The organism is Serratia sp. CY33802, assembly GCF_052169095.1.
Taxonomy (GTDB): Bacteria; Pseudomonadota; Gammaproteobacteria; order Enterobacterales; family Enterobacteriaceae; genus Serratia; species Serratia bockelmannii.
Genome location: NZ_JBJNLL010000002.1, coordinates 1,241,891 through 1,266,358, shown reverse-complemented (window position 1 = coordinate 1,266,358; position 24,468 = coordinate 1,241,891). Strand labels below are relative to the sequence as shown.

The following is a 24,468-nucleotide window of genomic DNA, read 5'->3' as shown; positions in this document are numbered from 1 at the left end:
GGCGTTTGCATCAGTAACCGACCGCGGAGCCTGCCGGGCGACGCACGTCGTTGGCGCCGTACAGGTAACCTTCGCGCACTTTGCCGGAAACCGCCGAATCGTTGCCGGAGTTGGCCGGGCTGACGCCCGCCGCGCCCGGCAAACCGACCAGAATCAGTTCGGCGGCGCCCCATGGCGTTTGCTCGACCATCTTATAGCCCATGCCGCTCAGCAGCTTCAGCGTATCGGCGGAAACGCCGCGCTGTTCGTAGTACACCTCATCCGGCAACCATTGGTGATGGATGCGCGGTGCGTCCACCGCTTCCTGCGGCGCCATACCGTGGTCGATCACGTTCAACGCGGTCTGCAGGGTAATGGTGATGATGCGTGAGCCGCCCGGCGAGCCCAGCACCATAAAGATCTTGTTGTCCTTGGTCACCAGCGTCGGGCTCATCGACGATAGTGGGCGCTTACCGGGGGCAATGCTGTTGGCGGTGCCTTGCACCAGCCCGTACAGGTTTTTCTCGCCCACTTTCACCGTGAAGTCGTCCATCTCGTCGTTGAGGAAGAAGCCGGTGCCCGGTGCGATCACCACGGCGCCGAAGCGGCCGTTGACGGTATAGGTGGTGGAGACCGCGTTGCCGTCGTGGTCGACGATCGAATAATGGGTGGTTTCCGGCTTCTCATGCGGTTCCATGCCGGGCTGTACGTTTTCCGACGGCGTGGCCTTGTCCGCGACGATTTTCTTGCGGATCTGCTCGGCGTAGCTCTTGCTCACCAGCCGGTCGATCGGGTTCTTGATGAATTCCGGGTCGCCGAGGTAGGTGTTGCGATCCATGTAGGCATGGCGCATCGCTTCGGTCATGGTGTGAATGGCCGCCGCCGAGTTGAAGCCCATGCTTTTCAGGTCATAGCCTTCCACCACGTTGAGGATTTCGCACAGCGTGACGCCACCTGAGCTGGGAGGCGGCGCCGACACGAACTTGTAGCCGCGATAGCTGCAGGTGATCGGCGGCGTTTCGGTGACCTTGTAGTCGGCGAAGTCGGCGGCGGTCAAAATGCCGCCGCCCTGTTTGGCCGCCGCCTCCACCGCCTGTGGGATCTTGCCTTTGTAGAAGGCGTCGGTTCCCCCTTTGGCGATGGCTTCCAGCGTATTGGCCAGATCGGTTTGCACCAGTTTGTCCCCCGGCTGCAGCGGGCTGCCGTCCGGGCGCAGGAAGATTTTGGCCGACTCGGGATCCTGTTTGAAGCGTGCGACGGTGGTGTCGAGAATATCGGTGTCGGCGCGGGTCAGCACAAAGCCTTCGCGCGCCAGCCTGATCGCCGGCGCCAGCACCTGTTCTCGGCTCAGTTTGCCGTACTTCTCACGCGCGGTTTCCATCCCCAGCACGGTGCCCGGCACGCCCGCCGCCAAATAGCCGTACAGGCTGGCGTCTTTCTTCACCTTGCCGTCGGCATCCAGATACATGTTGGCGCTGGCCGCCGCCGGTGCAGTTTCGCGGAAGTTGATGAAGGTATCGGTACCGTCCGCCAGGTGGACGGTCATAAAGCCGCCGCCGCCGATGTTGCCGCAGCAGGGGTTCACCACCGCTTGCGCATAGCCGACCGCCACGGCGGCGTCGATGGCGTTGCCGCCCATCTTCAGGATATCCACCCCGACCTGCGAAGCCAGATGCTGCGAGGTGACCACCATGCCGTTTTTGGCTTCCACCGCTGGGTTGGATGCCGCATACAGGCTGCCGCTGACCAGCAGCGCCGCCATGGTCAGGGGTTTGCTCCATTTCTGTAAAAACATAGTTATTCCTACCCTGTCAGTTTTTTATTGTGTTGTGTTTGCTTGCCGCTGTTCGCTTGCAAAGCGCGAGCCAGCGTTATTGATAGTAGCCGCAGATGGGCATTCACGCGGCGAACTGGGCGGGAAATGTGAGCGGAAACAGGGAAATAAAGCACTGAAGGCGGGCGGTCTGCCCCAAAAAGGGGCATAAAAAAACCGGCCGCGTGGGCCGGTTGATTCACTATCAGGCTGAAATTACAGCTTGGCAGCGTTTTCAGACAGGTATTTTGCCACGCCGTCTGGGGAAGCGCCCATACCTGCTTTGCCTTTTTCCCACTGAGCCGGGCACACTTCACCGTGCTCTTCGTGGAATTGCAGCGCGTCAACGGTACGGATCATTTCGTCGATGTTACGGCCGATTGGCAGGTCGTTAACAACCTGAGCACGCACGATGCCGTCTTTGTCGATCAGGAAGGAGCCGCGCAGCGCAACGCCAGCTTCCGGGTGTTCGATGCCGTAAGCTTTCTGGATTTCACGCTTAACGTCAGCAACCATTGCGTATTTCACTTCACCGATGCCGCCTTTGTCGACAGGGGTTTTACGCCATGCGTTGTGGACGAATTCTGAGTCGAAGGAAACGCCAACCACTTCAACGCCACGCTTCTGGAACTCTTCATAGCGGTGATCGAAAGCGATCAGCTCGGAAGGGCATACGAAGGTGAAGTCCATTGGCCAGAAGAACAGCACGGCTGGTTTACCGTTCAGGTGCTTCTTCAGGTTGAAGTTTTCAACGATTTCGCCGCTACCCAGTACGGCAGCTGCAGTGAAGTCAGGGGCTTGACGAGTTACCAGGACCATAATTACTCCTGTAATAGGTGTTAAAGGGTGGATGTAAAAACAAGGGCCAGTATAGGGGCCACGACTTGGCGAATAAAGGGCAAAAGACCAATCGATGAGATAGCTTTTACCTATTAAATTCATTAATTAAATTTGACAGGCTTTAAAAATAACCTTTTCCCACAAAAGGGCAAGCGGCAAAGCGTAAATTCTTGCAAGGCGCGGCAATTTCAAACGCTTGAGCTTGACCTCAGAGCGTTTTTTCCTTCGCCTGCTGCATCATTTGCGGATAAAACTGCCAGAATTGTGTTTCAAGCTGATGATAGTGTCGCTCGACGTCGGCGAACGAGCCTGCCAGGGCATCGAGGCGCGGACGGCGGCTGGCCATGCCCTGCAATACCCGGGCGATGAACGGCAATTCGGCGTAGCGTTCCAGCCAGCGTTCCGGCCACAGATAGCCGTTCAGGTTCTGAAAACGCGGCGGCGTGAGCGGCAGGTAAGGTTCGATCTGGCTGCGGGCTTCCTGGGTAAACTGGTGCAGGTCGCGTGAGGGCTCCAACTGCTGCCAGTGGCGCGCCAGAAAATGGTCCCACACCACGTCGAGGGTAATTGGCGCCACGCGGCGGTAGGGGGCGCTGAAATAGTCGCGGCAGGCTTTCACCTGCGGCAGGCTGTCGGTCAGCACGTCGACGCGGCGGTGCATCATGATGCCGGCCACCACGTCGGGCTGGTAGTCGGCGGCAGGGTTGCCACGCACGAAATCGGCCAGCAGGTTGCCCAGCAGCGAGCTGTCCGCCAGCATGGCCAGGTGAAGATGAGCGAGAAAATTCATCCCTCAACTATACCCGAAGTCAGGCAAATCCTCCTTATTTCTTGCCGCTGACCGCCCCCGGCTTTAGACTAGGCCGCCTGTTTTTTACCAACCAGCCATAAATTGAAGAAGTGAATACCCATGCGCGTCGCTGATTTTTCGTTTGAACTTCCCGAATCCCTGATTGCCCACTATCCCCAGGCCGAACGCAGCGCATGCCGCCTGCTGCAGCTGGACGGGCCGAGCGGGGCGCTGACGCACGGCGTATTCACCGATCTGCTGGATAAGCTGGAAGCCGGCGACCTGCTGGTGTTCAACAATACCCGCGTGATCCCGGCGCGCATGTTCGGCCGCAAGGTCAGCGGTGGCAAGATAGAAGTGCTGGTGGAGCGCGTGCTGGACGACCATCGCGTGCTGGCGCACGTGCGCGCGTCGAAAGCGCCCAAGCCGGGCGCCGAGCTGCTGTTGGGGGATGATGAGAGCATCGCCGCTACCATGGTGGCGCGCCACGAGACGCTGTTCGAGCTGCGCTTCAACGACGAACGCGATGTATTCACCCTTCTCAACGCGGCCGGCCACATGCCGCTGCCGCCTTATATCGCTCGCCCGGATGAAGACGCCGACCGCGAGCTGTATCAGACGGTCTACAGCGAGAAACCGGGGGCGGTCGCCGCGCCGACCGCCGGCCTGCACTTCGACGAACCCTTGCTGGCGGCGCTGCGCGCCAAAGGCGTGGAAATGGCGTTCGTGACGCTGCACGTCGGCGCCGGCACCTTCCAGCCGGTGCGCGTGGAAACCATCGAAGATCACGTGATGCACGCCGAATACGCCGAAGTGCCGCAGGACGTGGTCGATGCCGTGCTGGCCTGCAAGGCGCGCGGCAAACGCGTCGTGGCGGTAGGCACCACCTCGGTGCGCTCGCTGGAAAGCGCCGCGGCGGCCAGCAAAGAGGCGCTGATTGCGCCGTTCTTCGGCGATACCAGCATCTTTATCTATCCAGGTTATCACTACCAGGTGATCGACTCGCTGGTGACCAATTTCCACCTGCCGGAATCGACCCTGATCATGCTGGTATCGGCCTTCGCCGGCTATAAAAATACCATGAACGCCTATCAGCAGGCGGTGGCCGAGCAGTATCGCTTTTTCAGCTACGGCGATGCGATGTTCATCAGCCGTAACCCGCAGGCGGAAAACGAGTCCGTCGGCGGTTAATTTCCCGGGCTGCGCCCACGGTGCGGCCCCGTTTCAACGACATCAGACTGTTTCTCTGATGCTGGAGGCTTTGTGAAGTACGAACTACAAACTACCGATGGCCGCGCACGCCGCGGCCGCCTGATTTTCGACCGTGGCGTGGTGGAAACCCCGGCCTTTATGCCGGTCGGCACCTACGGCACGGTCAAGGGCATGACGCCGGAAGAAGTGAAAGAAACCGGCGCGCAGATCCTGCTGGGCAACACCTTCCACCTGTGGCTGCGCCCTGGCCAGGAGATCATGAAGCTGCACGGCGATCTGCACGATTTCATGCAGTGGCCGGGCCCGATCCTCACCGACTCCGGCGGTTTTCAGGTGTTCAGCCTGGGGGCGATGCGCAAGATCAAAGAGGAAGGCGTGTACTTCCGCAACCCGATCAACGGCGACAAGGTGTTCCTGAGCCCGGAAAAATCGATGGAAATCCAGTATGACCTGGGTTCCGACATCGTGATGATCTTCGACGAATGCACGCCGTACCCGGCCGACTGGGACTACGCCAAGCGTTCGATGGAAATGTCGCTGCGTTGGGCGCAGCGCAGCCGCCAGCGTTTCGACGAGCTGGAAAATAAAAATGCGCTGTTCGGCATCATTCAGGGCGGCGTTTACGAAGATTTACGTGATGTTTCCGTCAAAGGGCTGGTGGATATCGGCTTTGACGGGTACGCTGTGGGCGGCTTGGCTGTAGGCGAGCCGAAAGAGGATATGCATCGCATTCTTGAACACGTTTGCCCGCAAATTCCGGAAGATAAGCCACGCTATTTGATGGGCGTCGGCAAGCCGGAAGATTTGGTGGAAGGCGTGCGCCGCGGCATCGACATGTTCGACTGCGTCATGCCGACCCGCAACGCCCGCAACGGCCATTTGTTCGTGACTGACGGTGTGGTAAAAATCCGTAATGCCAAGCACAAGGATGATACTTCTCCGCTGGATAAGGACTGTGATTGCTACACGTGTCGCCATTACAGCCGCGCCTACTTGCACCATCTCGACCGTTGCAACGAAATATTGGGTGCTCGACTGAACACAATTCATAACCTGCGTCACTACCAGCGCCTGATGGCGGGTTTACGCCAGGCTATCGAAGAGGGTAAATTAGAGCAGTTTGTTGCGGATTTCTATGGTCGGATCGGCAAGCCGATTCCGCCTTTAAACGCTTGATCTAATAATTGATAACTTAATGAGGGAATTTCAATGAGCTTTTTCATTTCTGACGCCGTCGCATCCGCAGGGGCTCCGGCTCAGGGAAGCCCGTACTCTCTGATCATTATGCTGGTGGTGTTCGGCCTGATCTTCTACTTCATGATCCTGCGCCCACAGCAGAAACGCGCGAAAGATCACAAGAAGCTGATGGACTCCATCGGTAAAGGCGACGAAGTGCTGACCACCGGCGGCCTGATCGGTCGTGTGACCAAAGTGGCCGACACCGGCATCATCGCCATCGCGCTGAACGACACCACGGAAGTGATGATCAAGCGTGACTTCGTGGCGGCCGTTCTGCCGAAAGGTACCATGAAGGCCCTGTAATCTTTTTTCCCGAAGGGAATTGCCGTGCTAAACCGTTATCCTTTGTGGAAGTATCTGATGTTGATCGTCGTGATCCTCGTCGGTCTGCTTTATGCGCTTCCCAACATCTACGGTGAGGATCCGGCCGTACAAATCACTGGCGCGCGCGGTGTCGCCGCCAGTGAAACTACGCTGGACCAGGTCCGTACCGTATTAGAAAAAGACAACATCGCGAGCAAGTCGATTGCGCTGGAAAATGGCGCTATCCTGGCTCGCTTTAAAGATCCTGACGTTCAGCTGCGCGCCCGCGAAGCGCTGGTGACCGAGCTGGGTGACAAATTCGTCGTGGCGCTGAACCTGGCGCCGGCCACGCCGACCTGGCTGGCCATGCTGGGCGCAGAACCGATGAAACTCGGCCTGGACCTGCGCGGCGGCGTGCACTTCCTGATGGAAGTGGACATGGACACCGCGTTGAGCAAGCTGCAGGAACAGACCATGGATACCCTGCGCAGCGAGCTGCGCGAGAAGGGCATTCCTTACGCGTCTATCCGCAAGCTGGACAACAACGGCGTGGAAGTTCGCTTCCGTGACGATGCGGCTCGCGACCAGGCCATCAGCTACATCGGCCCGCGTCAGCGCGATCTGGTGCTGTCCGCCAACGGCGCCAACACCATGAAAGCGAACCTGACGGACGCCCGTCTGAGCGAAGCGCGTGAATACGCCGTCCAGCAGAACATCACTATCCTGCGTAACCGCGTCAACCAGCTCGGCGTCGCCGAACCGCTGGTGCAGCGCCAGGGCGCTGACCGCATCGTGGTCGAGCTGCCGGGCATTCAGGACACCGCGCGTGCCAAAGAAATTCTGGGCGCCACCGCGACCCTCGAATTCCGTCTGGTGAACACCAATGCGGACGCCACCGCGGCGGCCAATGGCCGCGTGCCGGGCGATTCCGAGGTGAAATATACCCGCGACGGCCAGCCGATCGTGCTGTACAAGCGCGTGATCCTGACCGGTGACCACATCACCGACTCCACCTCGAGCACCGACGAATACAACCAGCCGCAGGTTAACATCTCGCTGGATAGCGCCGGCGGCACGTCCATGTCCAACTTCACCAAGGACAACATCGGCAAGCCGATGGCGACCCTGTTCGTGGAGTATAAGGACAGCGGTAAGAAAGACGCCAACGGCCGTGCGGTGCTGGTGAAACAGGAAGAAGTGATCAACGTGGCGAACATTCAGTCGCGTCTGGGCAACAGCTTCCGCATCACCGGTATCGGCAACCCGAACGAAGCGCGTCAGCTTTCGCTGCTGTTGCGTGCGGGTGCGCTGATCGCGCCGATTCAGATCGTTGAAGAGCGCACCATCGGTCCAACCCTGGGTCAGCAGAACATTACCCAAGGTCTGGAAGCCTGTCTGTGGGGCCTGGTGGCGTCCATCGTCTTCATGGTGGTCTGGTACCGTAAGTTCGGCGTGATCGCCACCACGGCGCTGGTCGCCAACCTGGTGCTGATCGTCGGCGTGATGTCCCTGTTGCCGGGGGCGACGCTGACCATGCCGGGCATTGCCGGGATCGTGTTGACGCTGGCGGTGGCGGTCGACGCCAACGTACTGATTAACGAACGTATCAAGGAAGAGCTGAAGAATGGCCGGTCCGTTCAGCAGGCAATCCATGAGGGCTATAAAGGCGCGTTCTCCAGTATCGTCGACGCCAACATCACCACGCTGATCACCGCGGTCATCCTGTACGCAGTGGGCACCGGTTCGATCAAAGGCTTTGCGATCACCACCGCGATCGGTGTGGCGACGTCCATGTTCACCGCGATTGTCGGTACCCGTGCCATCGTCAACCTGCTTTACGGCGGCAAACGCATTAACAAGCTGTCTATCTGAGGAGTGCGTTGTGGCACAGGATTATACTGTTGAGCAACTCAACTACGGCCGTAAAGTCTACGACTTTATGCGCTGGGACTATTTGGCCTTCGGCATCTCGTTGCTGCTGTTGGTCGCGTCGATCGTCACCATGTCGGTGCGCGGGTTTAACTGGGGTCTGGATTTCACCGGCGGTACGGTGATTGAAATCAACCTGGAGAAGCCGGCTAACCTTGACCTGATGCGCGACACGCTGGAGAAGGCCGGGTTCCAGGATCCGATCATCCAGAACTTCGGCAGCAGCCGCGACGTGATGGTGCGCATGCCACCGGCGACCGGCACCGCAGGCCAGGAACTGGGCAACAAGGTGATCGGCGTGATCAACGACTCGGTGGATAAAAACGCCACCGTGAAGCGCATCGAGTTCGTCGGCCCGAGCGTGGGCAGCGAGCTGGCGCAAACCGGCGGCATGGCGCTGCTGGTGGCGTTGATCTGTATCCTGATCTACGTCGGTTTCCGCTTCGAATGGCGCCTGGCGCTGGGGGCGGTTATCGCGCTAGCGCACGACGTGATCATCACGCTGGGCGTGCTGTCGCTGTTCCACATCGAGATTGACCTGACCATCGTCGCTTCCCTGATGTCGGTTATCGGTTACTCGCTGAACGACAGCATCGTGGTCTCCGACCGTATTCGTGAGAACTTCCGCAAGATCCGCCGCGGTACGCCTTACGAGATCATGAACGTGTCGTTGACCCAGACGCTGAGCCGTACGCTGATGACTTCCGGTACTACCCTGATGGTGGTGCTGATGCTGTACATCTTCGGTGGCGCGATGCTGCAAGGCTTCTCGCTGGCGATGCTGATCGGCGTGTCGATCGGTACCGTTTCCTCCATCTACGTCGCGTCCGCGCTGGCGTTGAAGCTGGGGATGAAACGCGAGCACATGCTGCAGCAAAAAGTGGAAAAAGAGGGCGCGGATCAGCCTTCGATTCTGCCTTAACCGCCGCAGTATTCAGCGAAATGAGAAGGAGCGCCAATGGCGCTCCTTTTTTTTTGCTTTGGGTTTCAGCGTTGCTGCACCACCGCCGGTTGGGCGGTGGCCACCAGACTGTGCAGACGGATATAGCCGAGCTGTTCCGGCGTCAGGCCGCTGAAGCGTAGCTCGAAGTCCTGACCGGGTTTCGGCAGCAGTGAGTCGGCGCTGGCGATCGGTTGCGACAGTGCTTCGGCGGTCAGCGGCCGGCCGGTGGCCTCATCCAGTTGACCCCATTCCACCACCGCGTTGAACGGCGGCAGCGTAGCCTGTGAGAGGATGCGCACATGCAGCTGCGCCTGCGTGCCGTTGGCTTCGCTCTTGATGTGGCTCAGCGAAACGCTCAGTTCGCCGATGCTGCTCTGCAAACGGGCAGCGCTTCGAGCCGCCGGCAGCAGGTAGACGCCATTGTCGGAGTGCTGATTGAGCAAATTCTGCCGCTCCAGTGCGGTGGTTTGGTCGGTCAGTACGCTCACTTTCTGGTTCAGCGCGGCGACCTGATGGCGCAGCTGAGGCACGGCGGTGTTGTGCGCGCAGCCCGCCAGCAAAATGGCGGCGGCGAGCAGGGCGATTTTAGGGTAACAGGTTGTCATGACGGCGATTTCCTATGCTGAGTCTCCTGCTATCAAGCTTAGTCCGCATAGTGGTGAAAGTCATATCGCTGCCACCTTCCCGCCGCCTGTCGCAACAAATGGCCGCCGCCCTTTGTTGTGGCTGCACTTCGGGTTAAACTGCATTTATCTATAAAAAACGTTTATCAGGACGTGTTATGCATTGCCCTTTCTGCGCCGCCGTTGATACCAAAGTCATCGATTCCCGCCTGGTGGGGGACGGTTCGCAAGTGCGCCGCCGCCGCCAGTGTCTGGTATGCAATGAACGCTTCACCACCTTCGAGGTGGCCGAGCTGGTGATGCCGCGAGTGATTAAAAGCGATGAGGTGCGCGAGCCGTTCAACGAAGACAAACTGCGTCGCGGCATGCTGAAAGCGCTGGAAAAGCGCCCGGTCAGCTCGGACGATGTGGAAAACGCCCTTAATCATATCAAATCCCAACTGCGCGCCACCGGCGAACGCGAAGTGCCGACCAAGTTAGTCGGCAATCTGGTGATGGACGCGCTGAAAAAGCTGGATAAGGTGGCCTACATTCGCTTCGCGTCGGTGTACCGCAGCTTCGAAGACGTGCGCGAGTTCGGTGAAGAGATTGCCCGCCTGCAAGACTAAAGGATCTTTCATGCATCACGACGAATTTTACATGGCGCGCGCCTTCGAACTGGCGCGGCTGGGGCGTTTCACCACCGCGCCCAATCCGAACGTCGGCTGCGTTATCGTGCGCGACGGCGAAATTGTCGGTGAAGGCTATCATCTGCGCGCCGGCGAGCCGCATGCGGAAGTGCACGCGCTGCGCATGGCGGGCGACAAGGCGCGCGGCGCCACCGCCTACGTGACGCTCGAGCCGTGCAGTCACCACGGCCGCACGCCGCCCTGCGCCGATGCGCTGGTGGCCGCCGGCGTGACGCGGGTGGTCGCGGCGATGCAAGATCCCAATCCGCAGGTGGCGGGGCGCGGGCTGTACAAGCTGCAGCAGGCCGGCGTCGAAGTCCGTCATGGCCTGATGCTGGCCGAGGCCGAAGCGGTCAACCTGGGCTTCCTCAAACGCATGCGCACCGGTTTCCCCTATGTGCAGCTGAAGCTGGGCGCGTCGCTGGACGGCCGCACGGCGATGGCCTCCGGCGAAAGCCAGTGGATCACCTCACCCGAAGCGCGTCAGGACGTGCAGCGCCTGCGCGCGCAGAGCGCCGCCATTCTCAGCACCAGCGCCACCGTGCTGGCGGACGATCCGTCGCTGACGGTGCGTTGGGATGAGCTGGACGCCGAGACGCAGCGCCTCTATCCGCGCGAAAATCTGCGCCAGCCGCTGCGCATCCTGCTCGACAGCCAAAATCGCATTACCCCGCAGCACCGCGTGGTGCAGCAGCCGGGCGCTACCTGGCTGGCACGCCTGCAGGCGGATGAACAGGCCTGGCCGCAAGAGGTTGAACAGTTTATCTGCCCGGCGCACGGCGGCGGCATCGATCTGGTGGTGATGATGATGCTGTTGGCCAAGCGCCAGGTGAATTCAATCTGGGTAGAGGCGGGCGCAACGCTGGCCGGCGCGCTGCTGCAGGCTGGCCTGGTGGATGAGCTCATTTTGTACATCGCGCCGAAACTGTTGGGCGATAATGGCCGTGGCCTGTGTCATCTGCCGGGCCTGGAACGGCTGGCCGACGCGCCGGAATTCGTCTTTAGTGACGTGCGTCAGGTTGGCCCCGATCTGCGTTTGCGCCTGCGGGCGAAACACTGAATCTCGCGCCCGCGCGCCGGTTTTACAAAAGCGCCGCGCAGGCGATGAAAGAATATGATAGAATCCGCCCCCCTGCGGGGTATTGAACCCATTTTTAAGGAAAGCCCATGAAAGTTATCGAAGGTGTTGTTGCTACTCCAAATGCCCGTGTGGCGATCGCAATTGCACGTTTTAACAATTTCATCAACGACAGCCTGCTGGAAGGTGCCATCGACGCGCTGAAACGCATTGGTCAGGTTGCTGACGACAACATCACCGTTGTCTGGGTCCCGGGCGCTTACGAGCTGCCGCTGACGGCGAGCGTATTGGCCAAAACCGGCAAATACGACGCGGTTATCGCGCTGGGCACCGTTATCCGTGGGGGCACCGCGCACTTCGAATATGTAGCGGGCGAAGCCAGCTCCGGCATCGGCAACGTTGCGATGAATGCCGAAATCCCGGTTGCCTTTGGCGTGCTGACCACCGAAAGCATCGAACAGGCGATCGAACGCGCCGGCACCAAAGCGGGCAACAAGGGCGCTGAAGCCGCGCTGACCGCACTTGAAATGATTAATGTTATCAAAGCTATTAAAGCCTGAATTTAGTTAAGGGGAATTCCGTGAAACCTGCTGCTCGTCGCCGCGCTCGTGAGTGCGCTGTTCAAGCGCTTTACTCTTGGCAGTTGTCTAAAAACGACCTTGCCGATGTTGAACACCAGTTCCTGACGGAGCAGGATGTCAAAGATGTTGACGTCGCCTATTTTCGCGAGTTGCTGTCCGGCGCGGCAGTGAATGCAGGTATGCTGGACGAACTGATGGCGCCTTACCTGTCGCGTCAGCTCGAAGAGCTGGGCCAGGTGGAGCGCGCGGTGCTGCGCGTCGCGCTGTTTGAACTGAAAATGCGCGAGGATGTCCCTTATAAGGTGGCGATTAACGAAGCGATCGAGCTGGCGAAAACCTTCGGCGCGGAAGACAGCCACAAGTTTGTGAACGGGGTGCTGGATAAAGTGGCGCCAACCCTTCGCAAGAAAAAGTAAAACATTAAGGCCGGCATTCCCGGCCTTAATTTCTTCTAGTGGAATATCGATATGGCATGCGGCGAATTTGACCTCATTGCCCGCTATTTTGACCGGTTTAAGCGCGTGCGCCGGGATGTACAGTTGGGCATTGGAGATGACTGCGCACTGCTGGCAGTGCCGGAAAAACAGCTGGTGGCCGTCAGTACCGATACACTGGTGGCGGGCATTCACTTCCTGCCGGACATCGATCCGGCCGATCTCGGTTACAAGGCGCTGGCGGTCAATCTGAGCGATCTGGCGGCGATGGGCGCCGATCCTGCGTGGCTCTCGCTGGCCCTGACCCTGCCGGAGGTGAACGAGCCGTGGCTGAAGGCCTTCAGCGACAGCCTGTTCGATCAGCTCAACTATTACGGCATGCAGCTGATTGGCGGTGATACCACGCGCGGCCCGCTGAGCATGACGTTGACCATTCAGGGGCTGATCCCGGCCGGCCGGGCGCTGACCCGCAGCGGCGCGCGCATCGGCGACTGGATCTATGTGACCGGCACGCTGGGCGACAGCGCCGCCGGTCTGGCGATCCTGCAGGATCGCCTGGCGGTGACGGATGCGGCGGCGCGCGATTATCTGGTCGCGCGTCATCTGCGGCCGCAGCCGCGGGTGTTGCAGGGGCAGGCGCTGCGCGATCTGGCCAGCTCGGCGATCGACATCTCCGATGGCCTGATTTCCGATCTGAAGCATATCCTGAAGGCCAGCGACTGTGGCGCACGCATCGTACTGGACGAGCTGCCGATGTCGCAGGCGCTGAGCAGCCACGCCGATGCCGAGCAGGCGCTGCGCTGGGCGCTGGCGGGCGGCGAAGATTATGAGCTGTGCTTCACCGTGCCGGAGATCAACCGCGGTGCGCTGGAAGTGGCGCTGAGCCACCTCGGAGCCGACTACACCTGTATCGGCCAAATTGGCCCGCTGTCTGAAGGTATTCGCTATTATCGCGACGATGAGGCGGTAGAGCTGGACTGGGCCGGCTTCGATCATTTCAACGCGGAGCCGGGCACCGATGGATGAAGCCAAGCGCCGGCTGCGGATGAGCAATCCGTGGCACCTGCTGGCCACCGGTTTTGGCAGCGGTTTGTCGCCGGTGATGCCGGGCACCATGGGATCGCTGGCGGCGATCCCGTTCTGGCTGCTGCTGATCCAACTGCCGTGGCAGCTTTACTCGCTGGCGGTGATGTTCAGCATTTGCATCGGTGTCTATATTTGCCATCGCACGGCAAAAGACATGAAGGTGCACGATCACGGCAGCATCGTCTGGGACGAGTTCGTCGGCATGTGGATCACGCTGATGGCGTTGCCGGTCAACGATTGGCGCTGGGTCGCCGCCGGTTTCGTCATCTTCCGCATTCTGGATATGTGGAAGCCGTGGCCGATCCGCTGGTTCGACCGCAACGTGCATGGCGGCATGGGTATTATGGTCGACGATATCATCGCCGGCGTGCTGTCCGCCGGCATCATCTACCTGATTGGGCACCACTGGCCGATCGGGCTGTTCTGACAGACGGGCGCGCTGTTTCGCGCCCGCTTCTCTTTATTCAAACCCTGTCACCCGGTGCGGCACGTAAGCCGTCTCCAGTTCCGCCACCTCTTGCGGCGACAAACTCAAATCGACTGCGGCGATGGCGTCGTCCAGCTGTTCGCTGCGCGAAGCGCCGACGATCGGTGCGCTGACCGCCGGCTTGTTCAGCAGCCAGGCCAGCGCGATCTGCGCGCGTGACACGCCGCGTTCGTCGGCGAGGCTGGCGACGCGCTCGGCGATAATGGCGTCAATGCCTTCGGTTTCCTCGTACAGGCTCTTGCCGAACTGGTCGGAAACCAGCCGCGCGGTGGTTTCGCCCCAGGGGCGGGTCAGGCGGCCGCGCGCCAGCGGGCTCCACGGCAGCACGGCGATGCCTTCGGCGGCGCACAGCGGGTGCATCTCGCGCTCTTCTTCGCGCTGGATCAGGTTGTATTGATCCTGCATGCTGACGAAGCGCGTCCAGCCGTGCAGATCGGCGGTATACAGCGCCTTGGCGAACTGCCAGGCGTACATCGAGGAGGCGCCGATGTATCGCGCCTTACCGGCTTTCACCACGTCGTGCAGCGCTTCCAGCGTCTCTTCCAGCGGCGTTTCGTAATCCCAGCGATGGATTTGCAGCAAATCGACATAGTCGGTGCCCAGACGCCGCAGGCTGTCGTCGATGGATTGCATGATCTTGGCGCGCGACAAACCGCGCTCCAGGTTGCTCAGCGGGAAATACACCTTGGTGGCGATCACCACCTCCTCGCGGCGCGCATAGTCGCGCAGTGCCCGGCCGAGGATCTCCTCGCTGCTGCCGTCGGAATAGCTGTTGGCGGTGTCGAAAAAGTTGATGCCGGCTTCCAGCGCCTGTTTCAGCAGCGGACGGCTACTCTCTTCAGGCAGCGTCCAGGCGTGATTGCCGCGGTTCGGTTCGCCGTAGGTCATGCAACCCAGGCAGATGCGCGAGACGTTCAGATCGGTGTTGCCCAGTTTCAGGTACTTCATGCTTGCCTCCCATTCACAGCTCAGACAGTAACTGTAGCGCGGATCCCGAAGGGCGGAAACGAAAACGCCCCCGAGAGCGGAGGCGTTTTTTCAGGCGCGGGGGCTGATTACTGCGCCAGCCAGGTTTCGATTTGGCGCTGAATGCCGGCGGCGTCCAGCCCCAGATCGGCGCGCAGCTCTTCCTGGCTGCCCTGCGAGACGAAGCTGTCCGGCAGGCCGAGGTTCAGCACCGGCACCGGGCGGCGTTTGGCCATCAGCAGTTCGTTAACGCCGCTACCGGCGCCGCCCATGATCGCGTTCTCTTCCAGCGTGACCAGCGTTTCATGGCTGGCGGCCAGTTCGAGCACCAACTGCTCGTCCAGCGGTTTGACGAAGCGCATGTCGACCAGCGTGGCGTTGAGCGCTTCCGCCGCTTGCGCGGCCTCCGGCAGCAGGGTGCCGAAGTTGAGAATGGCGATCTTTTCCCCCTGACGGCGCACCACGCCTTTGCCGATCGGCAGCAGGCTGAGCGGCTCCAGCGCAGCGCCGGTGCCGGTGCCGCGCGGATAGCGCACGGCGCTCGGGCCATCGTTATAGTGATAGCCGGTATACAGCATCTGCCGGCATTCGTTCTCGTCGCTTGGCGTCATGATCACCATGGTCGGGATGCAGCGCATGAACGACAGATCGAACGCCCCCTGATGGGTCTGGCCGTCGGCGCCGACGATGCCGCCGCGATCGATGGCGAACATCACCGGCAGGTTTTGGATCGCCACATCATGGATCAGCTGATCGTAGGCGCGTTGCAGGAAGGTGGAATAGATCGCCACCACCGGCTTGTAGCCGCCGATCGCCAGCCCGGCGGCGAAAGTGACCGCGTGCTGCTCGGCGATCGCCACGTCGAAATATTGCTGCGGGTAGTCGCGAGAGAACTGCACCATGCCGGAGCCTTCGCGCATCGCCGGCGTGATCGCCATCAGCGAGCTGTCTTTGGCGGCGGTTTCACACAGCCAGTCGCCGAAGATTTTCGAATAGGTCGGCAGACCTCCGGCGCTTTTCGGCAGCGTGCCGCTGGCGGGATCGAACTTCGGCACCGCGTGGAAGCTGATCGGATCCTTCTCCGCCGGCGCGTAACCACGGCCTTTCTTGGTCATGATGTGCAACAGCTGTGGGCCTTTCAGATCGCGCATGTTTTTCAACGTGGCGACCAGGCCCTGTACGTCGTGCCCGTCTACCGGGCCGATGTAGTTGAAGCCCAGCTCTTCGAACAGCGTACCCGGCACCACCATGCCTTTCAGGTGCTCTTCGGTGCGTTTCACCAGCTCCTTGATCGGCGGCACGCCGGCCAGCACTTTCTTGCCGCCTTCGCGCAGGGTGGAGTAAAGCTTGCCGGACAGCAGCTGCGCCAGGTGATTGTTCAGCGCGCCGACGTTTTCCGAGATCGACATCTCATTGTCGTTCAGCACCACCAGCATGTCCGGATTGATGTCGCCGGCGTGGTTCATCGCTTCGAACGCCATGCCGGCGGTGATGGCGCCGTCGCCGATCACGCACACCGTGCGGCGGCCTTTGCCTTCACGCTCTGCCGCCACCGCCATGCCGAGGCCGGCGCTGATCGAGGTCGATGAGTGGCCGACCGACAGCACGTCGTATTCGCTTTCGGCGCGCCACGGGAAGGGGTGCAAGCCGTTCTTTTGCCGAATGGTGGCGATGCGGTCGCGACGGCCGGTCAGAATTTTGTGCGGGTAGGCCTGGTGGCCGACGTCCCACACCAGATGATCGAACGGCGTGTTGTAGACGAAATGCAACGCCACCGTCAGTTCGACGGTACCCAGCCCGGAGGCAAAGTGGCCGCTGGAACGACTGACGCTGTTCAGCAGGTATTGCCGCAGCTCATCGCACAGCTTCGGCAAGCTCTCTTTGGGCAGCGAGCGGAGTTCCTCGGGGTTTTCCGCTAGCGCCAGGGTTGGGTATTTGGCTATATCAAGACTCATTCGATACTCATATCAGAGGAGTTAACGTCACACGTTAATTGTCGCGTTCAATAATGAAGCTGGCTAACGCTCGCAATGGCGCTGTGTTATAAGATTGCGCTGCCAAAGTGTCCAATGCAGCTAATGCTTCCTGATAGAGATCCCACGCTTTTGCTTTCGCGCTGTCAAGCCCGAGTAACGCCGGGTAGGTACTCTTTCCGTGTTGTTGGTCCGCTCCCTGGCGCTTGCCGATTTTCTCAGTCTCGCCGACAACGTCCAAAATGTCATCCTGAACCTGGAACGCCAGGCCGACCGCGGCGGCGTAACGATCCAGCTGCGGCAGCGCCGCTCGCCCGGCTTCGCCGGCGCTCAGCGCGCCCAAGCGCACCGCCGCGCGGATCAGCGCGCCGGTTTTGTGGCGGTGGATCTGCTCTAGCGCCTGCAGATCGACGCGCTTGCCTTCGGCTTCCAGATCCAGTGATTGGCCGCCGCACATGCCGGCTACGCCGCTGGCGGTCGCCAGTTCGGAGACCATCGCCAGCCGATCGCGCAACGCCACGTCAGGCATTTCGGCATCGGCCAGGATCGAAAACGCCAGCGTTTGCAGCGCATCGCCGGCCAGGATCGCGTTGGCTTCGCCGAATTTAATGTGGCAGGTCGGCTGGCCGCGGCGCAGATCGTCGTCGTCCATCGCCGGCAGATCGTCGTGGATCAGCGAGTAGGCATGAATGCATTCTACCGCTGCCGCCGGCGCATCCAGGTTGCTCAGCGACGCGCCGAACATCTGGCCGGTGGTGTAGACCAGGAATGGCCGCAGGCGCTTGCCGCCCAGCAAGGCGCCGTGACGCATCGCCGCCACCATGTTGCCGTCGTTGAACGGCAGCGGGGCGATGAAGTCCAACAGCGCGCGATCGGCACGCTGGCGGAAAATCTGCATTTGATCGGCAAAAGCGGCCGATGGGGCGATCTCAGACATGTCGGTTACTCGGTATCCGGTGTAAAAGGCGTCAGCGCCGCATCGTCGGCGCTGTCGTTAAGGAGTATCTGCACACGCTGTTCCGCCTGTTGCAGTTTCTGCTGGCCTTGACGCGCCAGCTGTACGCCACGTTCGAACTCGTTCAGCGCGTCTTCCAGCGGCAATTCGCCTGACTCCAGACGCGTCACGATGCTTTCCAGCTCGCCGAGGGCGCTTTCAAAGCTGGCAGTTTGCTCTGTACTGGCTGATTGTGCTGGTTTTTTCGGCATAATTTTCTTTTTACGTCATCATGTGAACCGTGGCGCCAGAGCCTATCCTAGCGGATCTTGATTAGCAAATCATGGCGCTCATGTGTGGTTTTGTGCGCAGAGCACGGCGATATGGTGATATACTCCGCGCCGTAATTCTTATCTGACAACAAAGACCGCCATGAAGTTTATCATTAAATTGTTCCCGGAAATCACCATCAAGAGCCAATCTGTGCGCTTGCGCTTTATCAAGATTCTCTCGACCAATATTCGCAACGTCCTGAAGCAGTATGATGAAACGCTGGCGGTCGTCCGTCACTGGGATCATATCGAAGTTCGCGCCAAAGATGAAAACCAGCGGCCGATCATCGCCGACGCCTTGACGCGCATTCCCGGCATCCACCATATTTTGGAAGTGGAAGACCGCGCTTATACCGACATCCACCACATCTTCGAGCAGACGCTGGAAGCCTACCGCGCCCAGTTGGAAGGCAAAACCTTCTGCGTGCGCGTCAAGCGCCGCGGCAAGCAGGCGTTCAATTCGCAGGACGTGGAGCGCTACGTCGGCGGCGGCCTGAACCAGCATATCGAGAGCGCGCGCGTTAACCTTAGCCGCCCGCAGGTCACGGTAAATCTGGAGATTGAAGACGACAAGCTGATGCTGGTCAAACGCCGCCTCGAAGGCATCGGTGGTTACCCGGTCGGCACCCAGGAAGACGTGCTGTCGTTGATTTCCGGCGGTTTCGACTCGGGCGTATCCAGCTATATGTTGATGCGTCGCGGTTGCCGCGTGCACTTCTGCTTCTTCAACCTGGGCGGCGCTGCGCACGAGATCGGCGTGAAGCAGGTGGCACATTATCTCTGGAATCGCTTCGCCAGTTCGCACAAGGTGCGCTTCGTCGCTATCGACTTCGAGCCGGTGGTGGGCGAGATCCTGGAGAAGGTCGACGACGGCCAGATGGGCGTGGTCCTCAAGCGCATGATGGTGCGCGCCGCTTCGCAAGTAGCCGAACGCTACGGCGTGCAGGCGCTGGTGACCGGTGAGGCGCTGGGGCAGGTCTCCAGCCAGACGCTGACCAACCTGCGCTTGATCGACAATGCGTCCGATACCTTGATCCTGCGTCCGCTGATCTCGCACGATAAAGAGCACATCATCAAGCTGGCGCGCGAAATCGGCACTGAAGACTTCGCCAAAACCATGCCGGAATATTGCGGTGTGATTTCGAAGAGCCCGACGGTAAAAGCCGTCAAGGCCAAGATCGAAGAGGAAGAGAGCCACTTCGATTTCAGCATTCTTGACCGGGTGGTGAGCGAGGCGAAGAACGTTGATATCCGCTCTATCGCCGAACAGACGCAGGAACAGGTGACCGAGGTGGAAACCGTCGCGGCCTTTGGCGCCGACGAGGTGATCCTGGATATCCGCTCCAACGACGAGCAGGAAGAGAAACCGCTGCAGCTGGAACAGGTTGAAGTGAAAGCGCTGCCGTTCTACAAGCTGAGCACCCAGTTTGGCAATCTGGACCAGAGCAAAACCTACCTGCTGTACTGCGAGCGCGGCGTGATGAGCCGCCTGCAGGCGCTGTACCTGTTGGAGCAGGGCTTCAACAACGTGAAGGTTTATCGCCCGTAACGCACGGAGCGGCATCAACGAGAAGGGCTGAACCGATGTTCAGCCCTTTTTTTATCGGCAAGCCGCTCAGTCGCGGAAGTCGTACATCCCCGGGATCAGCACCAGCTGCGCGGCGATCTCCGCCGCCTTGGCTTTACCAAGCAGCAGGTCTATCAGCTTCAGCGCGAACTCCATCGCGGTGCCCGGCCCCTGGCTGGTGAGCAGGTTGACGCGGGCATCGTACACCACGCGGCGCTCCATCCATTTATCCGCCGGTATCTGGTCTTTCAGGCCCGGGAAGCCGGTCATGTTGCCGATCGGGAACAGATCGTGGTGTTGCAGCACCAGCGCCGGCGCCGCGCAGATGGCGGCGACGATGTTGCCCTGCAGATGCATTTGCCGCACCTTCTCCACCAGCAGCGGGCTGTCGCGGAAGCATTCCGCGCCTTTCAGGCCGCCGGGCAGCACGATGGCGTCGAACGGCTCATCGACGATCGCCACCAGCGGCGCGTCGGCCAGCAGCTTGACGCCGCGCGAACAGACGATAGTCAGCTCGCCGTCGCCGGCAACGCTGGCGGTAGTGACTTTTACGCCCGCCCGCACCAGCAGGTCGATGGTGGTGACGGCTTCGGTTTCTTCGCTACCAGGTGCCAGGCAGACCAGCGCCGATACGCTCATATTCATTTTCCTTTCGTTTAATCAATTCAAACAGCCGCGCATTCTCCGGCAGCGTGAGGCCGTGGCTGCGCGCGCGGCGCAGCAGGTAACCGGTGATGTAGTCGATCTCGGTGTGCCGCTGGCTGCGGATGTCCTGCAGCATCGACGAAATGTTGTCGGCGGTGCTGTGGATCACGTCCATCACGTATTGCATCAGGCCTTCACAGGAGGTGTGGTAGCCCTCCATCGCCATCACGCTGGCGACTTCACGGCACAGCGTTTCGATCTGTTCCGGGTAACGCTGCAGGTCGCCGTTGCGGCAGCCGTACAGCGCCGTCAGCGGGTTGATCACGCAGTTGACCGCCAGCTTGCGCCAGTTGGCCGAGGCGATATTGTTGTGCCAGGCGACGTCAGGCAGTGCCTGATGCAGCACTTCCGCCAGGTGGCTGAGGTGTTGGGCGGCCGGCGAGGTTGGGCCGATGTGGGTGATGCCGGTGGCGACGTGGATAATGGTGCTGCCTTCGTGGCGCGCAGCGTGGGTGGTGGTGCCCTGCAGGATGGGCTGGCCGTTCGGCGGCAGCTCTTCCTGGGTGCCCATACCGTTGTGCAGCAGCAAAATAGCGCACTGGGGGTTCAGCTTCGGCAGCAGCGTGCTGACCGCGCTGGACACCTGCCAGGCTTTTAGCGTCACCAGCAGCAGCTCGCTTTGCGCAAGATGCTCCGGATCGTTGGTGGGCAAATTGCGATTGAACGAGACGCCTTCCGGCTCTATCACGTTCACTGCGCAAAAAGGCTGTGGCACTCTTAGCCATCCCTGTACATCGTGGCCCTGCTGATACAGCCGGGAGAGCCACAGTTGTCCGAGCGCGCCGCAACCAAGAATGGTTATTTTCATTCAGTCTCCTTGGAAACACGGGAATACCGCTCAATTACCGTGAATTAACTATAGGCTTTATGGCAGCCCGAAGCGCTATCCCTGCGTGCGTTCAGCAGATTTTGTCTGAGGCGGCAAAGCGGTTATCATGCTCGGCATCAAAATCGCCTAAGCTATTAGGCACTCATTCAGGAGGAAGAAGTATGCCATCTTTCGACATCGTTTCCGAAATTGATATGCAGGAAGTGCGTAACGCCGTTGAGAACGCTACCCGCGATCTCGGTACCCGCTGGGATTTTCGCAACGTGCCGGCCAGCTTTGAGCTAAACGAGAAAGACCAAAGCATCAAGGTTGCCACCGAGTCTGATTTCCAGGTGCAACAGCTGCTCGACATTCTGCGCGAAAAGCTGAGCAAGCGCAGCATCGACGGCGCTGCGCTGGAGATCCCGGAAGAGTTTACCCACAGCGGCAAAACCTACAGCGTGGAAGCCAAGCTGAAGCAGGGGATTGAAACCTCTGTGGCGAAGAAAATCGTCAAGCTGATCAAAGACAGCAAGCTGAAGGTGCAGGCGCAGATCCAGGGTGAAGAAGTACGGGTGACCGGCAAGTCACGCGACGATTTGCAGAGCGTGATGGCGCTGGTGCGCGGCGGCGATCTGGGGCAGCCGTTCCAGTTCAAGAACTTCCGCGATTAATCTCTACGGGGCCGGCATTGCCGGCCCTGATTCTTTACAGCGAATTGACCAGCGCTTCCAGCTGACCGCGATTGGTCTGCTTAGTATCCACCTTGACGTAGGCGCTGCGCTCTTCCGGCACGACGATCGCCTCGGCCACACCGGGCTGCGCCTTCAGGCGGCTTTCCAGCGCCGAATCCTTCACCGCCAGTTCCGACAGCGTAATGCGCAGGCTGCTGACATACGGCGGCTCTTTCATGGTGCTGCTGACCAGGAACCAGACTGCGGCCAGCACGGCGCCGGCGATAAACACCAAGCCCGCCCCCTGCAAACCGTACAGCCAGCCTCCGAGGCTGCCGCCGATCGCCACGCCGATAAACTGGCTGGTGGAGTAGACCCCCATCGCGGTGCCCTTGTAGCCGGCCGGTGATTCTTTGCTGATCAGTGAAGGCAGAATGGCTTCCATCACGTTGAAGGCCATGAAGAACAGCTGCACGCCGGCGATGATGCCCCATAGATGAGCGCCGGAGAGCCACAGCAGCACTTCGGCGCAAAACAGCACCGCCACGCAGCCCATAAACACCTGCTTCATGCGGCGATATTTTTCGGCATAGATGATGAACGGCACCACGGCGGCGAACGACACCAGCATGGTCACCAGGTAGACGATCCAGTGTTCGCTGGCCGCCAGCCCGGCTTTCTCCATCGCTAGCGGCAGCGCCACGAAGCTCGACATCAGCAGGATATGCAGGCACATGATGCCGAAGTTGAGCTTCAGCAGGCGCGAGTTGCTCAGCACTTTGCGGAAGCTGCCGCGCACGATGCTGGACTCGCGGTTCAGCAGATGGGTATCGGCGGAAGGTACTACTGCCAGAGTGATGACGATGCCGGCCAGCGCCAGCACGGCGATCATCCAGAACAACGCATGCAGGCCCAAGGCATGGGTGATGATGGGGCCCAGAACCATGGCGATGGCGAAGGTGATACCGAAGCTGACGCCGATGAACGCCATCGCTTTGGTGCGGTTCTGCTCGCGGGTCAGATCGGAGAGCAGCGCCATTACCGCGGCGGCGATGGCGCCGGAGCCTTGCAACGCGCGGCCGAGGATCACGCCCCAGATAGAGTCAGTGACGGCGGCGATCACGCTGCCGAGGGCAAAGATCAGTAGGCCGCCGACGATCAGCGGCTTGCGGCCTATGCGATCGGACACCAGGCCGAACGGGATCTGAAATACCGCCTGTGCCAGGCCGTAAATGCCGATGGCGATGCCGATCAGCGCTTCGCTGGCGCCGTTGAGCGCCATGCCGTAGGTGGTCAGCACCGGCAGTACCATAAACATGCCGAGCATGCGCAGGGAGAATACGGTGCCCAATCCCCAGGTGGCGCGGCGCTCCTGCGGGGTCATTGAATTATCGTTCACATCAAACCTCGGTAAAAACCATGCCATCAGACGTTGCGACAGCGCCTGATGGCATGATTTCTGTAAAGCTGCGTCATTTTAGTGTGCAGGGCAGGGGGGGTAAATCGAATGTTGTTTAACAGATATTACAGTTTGGCCGCTTTTCGGCGTGACAAATAAAATGGGCCGCAAAAGCGGCCCATTCACAGATGATTTGGCTTACCAAACGTAGGTCACCAGCGCTTCAGGCGCCGCCGTGGCGCTGAAGTCGATCGACATCATCACGCTCAGCGAGGTGATGGCGACGATGGAGAACACGAACAGTTTACGCGCCCAGACGCTGTCGTTTTCGGTCTTGTAACCGCGCAGCGCCATGCCCAGCCACCATACGCTCACCGCCGCAGCGACGATCAGGTACTTGTAGCCGGCATAACCTACCAGGGTCAGCATCAGCGTGGCGATCATAAATGCCAGGATGTAGACCGTGATGTGGTTCTTGGCGACGGAAATGCCTTTTACCACCGGCAGGACCGGAATGTTGGCCGCCTGGTAATCTTTAAAGCGGAAGATAGCGATCGCATAAGAATGCGGCATCTGCCACAGGCTAAAGATAGCCAGCAGGATCAACGCGCCGGCGTCGAACTCGTTGGTCACCGCGCAGTAGCCGATAACCGGCGGCGCGGCGCCCGACAGGCTGCCGATCAGCGTGCCGTAGACCGAGTGGCGTTTCATGTACAGGCTGTAAACGCCGACATAAACCACGAAGCCCATCACCGCCAGCCACATGGCCAGCGGGTTGGCTGCGATATACAGCAACGCAAAGCCCACAATACCCAAAGCGGTCGCATAAACCAGGGTGACACTCGGCGCGATCAGGCCTTTTACCAGCACCCGATTCTTCGTTCTCTCCATTTTCTTGTCGATGTCGCGGTCGATGTAGTTGTTAAACACACAGCCCGACGCGACCACCAACGAGACACCCACCAGGGTGGCGAGAAACAGGGGATAGTCGATGCTCCCTTTGGAAGCGAGCAGGAATCCCCCGACGACAGAAATTAAATTGCCGAAAATAATTCCTGGTTTAGTGACTTGCAGGTATTGCTTAATCATCACGTGCAGCTCAGCT

The 24,468-nt window shown here is 60.1% G+C and carries 25 protein-coding genes; 13 read left to right on the top strand and 12 right to left on the bottom strand.

All coding sequences use genetic code 11. The annotated features are described in order from the left end of the window. Positions 1–10 precede the first annotated feature (10 nt). The 3 genes from ggt to ACJ8HA_RS12675 all read right to left on the bottom strand — a co-directional run bounded on the left by ggt (position 11) and on the right by ACJ8HA_RS12675 (position 3,422). A complete protein-coding gene (gene ggt / locus ACJ8HA_RS12685) occupies positions 11–1,774 on the bottom strand; it encodes a gamma-glutamyltransferase (protein ID WP_049206203.1) in 1,764 nt (587 codons plus the stop codon). Between the two features lie 234 nt (positions 1,775–2,008). Then, positions 2,009–2,611, bottom strand: a complete 603-nt coding sequence (locus tag ACJ8HA_RS12680) for a peroxiredoxin C (RefSeq protein WP_004940403.1) — start codon at positions 2,609–2,611, stop codon at positions 2,009–2,011. Between the two features lie 229 nt (positions 2,612–2,840). Next, complete coding sequence (locus tag ACJ8HA_RS12675; RefSeq protein WP_025301748.1) at positions 2,841–3,422, bottom strand: ACP phosphodiesterase; 582 nt, start codon at positions 3,420–3,422, stop codon at positions 2,841–2,843. A gap of 120 nt (positions 3,423–3,542) precedes the next feature. Here ACJ8HA_RS12675 and queA point away from each other — a divergent pair, with 120 nt between their 5' ends. The 5 genes from queA to secF all read left to right on the top strand — a co-directional run bounded on the left by queA (position 3,543) and on the right by secF (position 9,027). Continuing rightward, on the top strand, positions 3,543–4,613 hold the full coding sequence (gene queA / locus ACJ8HA_RS12670; RefSeq protein ID WP_442515357.1) for a tRNA preQ1(34) S-adenosylmethionine ribosyltransferase-isomerase QueA: 1,071 nt from the start codon (positions 3,543–3,545) through the stop codon (positions 4,611–4,613). Positions 4,614–4,685: 72 nt separating this feature from the next. Beyond that, a complete protein-coding gene (gene tgt, locus ACJ8HA_RS12665; RefSeq protein ID WP_016928877.1) occupies positions 4,686–5,810 on the top strand; it encodes a tRNA guanosine(34) transglycosylase Tgt in 1,125 nt (374 codons plus the stop codon). A gap of 33 nt (positions 5,811–5,843) precedes the next feature. Beyond that, the gene (gene yajC, locus ACJ8HA_RS12660) at positions 5,844–6,176 is read left to right on the top strand and encodes a preprotein translocase subunit YajC (protein WP_004940391.1); all 333 of its coding nucleotides are present in this window, start codon (positions 5,844–5,846) and stop codon (positions 6,174–6,176) included. A 24-nt stretch (positions 6,177–6,200) separates the two neighbouring features. Next, a complete protein-coding gene (gene secD, locus ACJ8HA_RS12655) occupies positions 6,201–8,048 on the top strand; it encodes a protein translocase subunit SecD (protein WP_004940390.1) in 1,848 nt (615 codons plus the stop codon). A gap of 10 nt (positions 8,049–8,058) precedes the next feature. Beyond that, positions 8,059–9,027 (top strand): protein translocase subunit SecF, encoded by a 969-nt coding sequence (secF, locus tag ACJ8HA_RS12650; protein ID WP_004940389.1) that lies wholly within the window; start codon positions 8,059–8,061, stop codon positions 9,025–9,027. Positions 9,028–9,092: 65 nt separating this feature from the next. On the opposite strand, the gene ACJ8HA_RS12645 is transcribed toward secF, so the two are convergent. Then, entirely contained in the window at positions 9,093–9,653 is a 561-nt protein-coding gene (locus tag ACJ8HA_RS12645; protein WP_025301749.1) for a DUF3251 domain-containing protein, read from the bottom strand. A gap of 176 nt (positions 9,654–9,829) precedes the next feature. On the opposite strand from ACJ8HA_RS12645, the gene nrdR reads away from it, so the two are divergent. The 6 genes from nrdR (at position 9,830) to pgpA (ending at position 13,945) form a co-directional block, all read left to right on the top strand. Further along, positions 9,830–10,279: a transcriptional regulator NrdR gene (gene nrdR / locus ACJ8HA_RS12640; protein WP_004940387.1), complete on the top strand. Its 450-nt coding sequence runs from the start codon at positions 9,830–9,832 to the stop codon at positions 10,277–10,279. 10 nt (positions 10,280–10,289) lie between these two features. Beyond that, a complete protein-coding gene (ribD, locus tag ACJ8HA_RS12635; RefSeq protein ID WP_025301750.1) occupies positions 10,290–11,399 on the top strand; it encodes a bifunctional diaminohydroxyphosphoribosylaminopyrimidine deaminase/5-amino-6-(5-phosphoribosylamino)uracil reductase RibD in 1,110 nt (369 codons plus the stop codon). Positions 11,400–11,506: 107 nt separating this feature from the next. Then, positions 11,507–11,977, top strand: a complete 471-nt coding sequence (gene ribH / locus ACJ8HA_RS12630) for a 6,7-dimethyl-8-ribityllumazine synthase (RefSeq protein WP_004940385.1) — start codon at positions 11,507–11,509, stop codon at positions 11,975–11,977. A 20-nt stretch (positions 11,978–11,997) separates the two neighbouring features. Continuing rightward, entirely contained in the window at positions 11,998–12,414 is a 417-nt protein-coding gene (gene nusB / locus ACJ8HA_RS12625; RefSeq protein WP_004940384.1) for a transcription antitermination factor NusB, read from the top strand. Between the two features lie 51 nt (positions 12,415–12,465). After that, complete coding sequence (gene thiL, locus ACJ8HA_RS12620) at positions 12,466–13,458, top strand: thiamine-phosphate kinase (RefSeq protein ID WP_043135634.1); 993 nt, start codon at positions 12,466–12,468, stop codon at positions 13,456–13,458. Beyond that, the gene (gene pgpA / locus ACJ8HA_RS12615) at positions 13,451–13,945 is read left to right on the top strand and encodes a phosphatidylglycerophosphatase A (RefSeq protein WP_004940382.1); all 495 of its coding nucleotides are present in this window, start codon (positions 13,451–13,453) and stop codon (positions 13,943–13,945) included. Before thiL ends, pgpA begins: the two co-directional genes overlap by 8 nt. A gap of 33 nt (positions 13,946–13,978) precedes the next feature. Here pgpA and ACJ8HA_RS12610 read toward each other — a convergent pair whose 3' ends face one another. From ACJ8HA_RS12610 to xseB, 4 genes are all read right to left on the bottom strand, one after another. Beyond that, positions 13,979–14,953 (bottom strand): aldo/keto reductase, encoded by a 975-nt coding sequence (locus ACJ8HA_RS12610; RefSeq protein ID WP_049206201.1) that lies wholly within the window; start codon positions 14,951–14,953, stop codon positions 13,979–13,981. A 107-nt stretch (positions 14,954–15,060) separates the two neighbouring features. Continuing rightward, positions 15,061–16,926 (bottom strand): 1-deoxy-D-xylulose-5-phosphate synthase, encoded by a 1,866-nt coding sequence (gene dxs / locus ACJ8HA_RS12605; protein WP_025301753.1) that lies wholly within the window; start codon positions 16,924–16,926, stop codon positions 15,061–15,063. 34 nt (positions 16,927–16,960) lie between these two features. Then, positions 16,961–17,881 (bottom strand): (2E,6E)-farnesyl diphosphate synthase, encoded by a 921-nt coding sequence (gene ispA / locus ACJ8HA_RS12600; protein ID WP_442515356.1) that lies wholly within the window; start codon positions 17,879–17,881, stop codon positions 16,961–16,963. A gap of 5 nt (positions 17,882–17,886) precedes the next feature. After that, positions 17,887–18,150: an exodeoxyribonuclease VII small subunit gene (xseB, locus tag ACJ8HA_RS12595; RefSeq protein WP_025301755.1), complete on the bottom strand. Its 264-nt coding sequence runs from the start codon at positions 18,148–18,150 to the stop codon at positions 17,887–17,889. A 160-nt stretch (positions 18,151–18,310) separates the two neighbouring features. Between xseB and thiI the strand changes: the two genes are divergently transcribed. Then, positions 18,311–19,759 carry a tRNA uracil 4-sulfurtransferase ThiI gene (gene thiI / locus ACJ8HA_RS12590; protein WP_043135640.1) on the top strand — a complete coding sequence of 483 codons (1,449 nt, stop codon included), beginning with the start codon at positions 18,311–18,313 and terminating at the stop codon, positions 19,757–19,759. Positions 19,760–19,825: 66 nt separating this feature from the next. Here thiI and yajL read toward each other — a convergent pair whose 3' ends face one another. Together yajL and panE are read right to left on the bottom strand one after the other, a co-directional pair. Continuing rightward, entirely contained in the window at positions 19,826–20,416 is a 591-nt protein-coding gene (yajL, locus tag ACJ8HA_RS12585; RefSeq protein ID WP_043135643.1) for a protein deglycase YajL, read from the bottom strand. After that, complete coding sequence (panE, locus tag ACJ8HA_RS12580; protein ID WP_025301758.1) at positions 20,379–21,290, bottom strand: 2-dehydropantoate 2-reductase; 912 nt, start codon at positions 21,288–21,290, stop codon at positions 20,379–20,381. Before panE ends, yajL begins: the two co-directional genes overlap by 38 nt. Before the next feature lie 182 nt (positions 21,291–21,472). Between panE and ACJ8HA_RS12575 the strand changes: the two genes are divergently transcribed. Then, positions 21,473–21,964: a YajQ family cyclic di-GMP-binding protein gene (locus ACJ8HA_RS12575; RefSeq protein WP_025301759.1), complete on the top strand. Its 492-nt coding sequence runs from the start codon at positions 21,473–21,475 to the stop codon at positions 21,962–21,964. A 34-nt stretch (positions 21,965–21,998) separates the two neighbouring features. Here the strand turns inward: ACJ8HA_RS12575 and ACJ8HA_RS12570 are convergent, their stop codons facing one another. Further along, a complete protein-coding gene (locus ACJ8HA_RS12570) occupies positions 21,999–23,363 on the bottom strand; it encodes an MFS transporter (RefSeq protein WP_025301760.1) in 1,365 nt (454 codons plus the stop codon). Between the two features lie 198 nt (positions 23,364–23,561). Then, positions 23,562–24,452, bottom strand: a complete 891-nt coding sequence (gene cyoE, locus ACJ8HA_RS12565; RefSeq protein ID WP_025301761.1) for a heme o synthase — start codon at positions 24,450–24,452, stop codon at positions 23,562–23,564. Between the last annotated feature and the right edge of the window lie 16 nt (positions 24,453–24,468).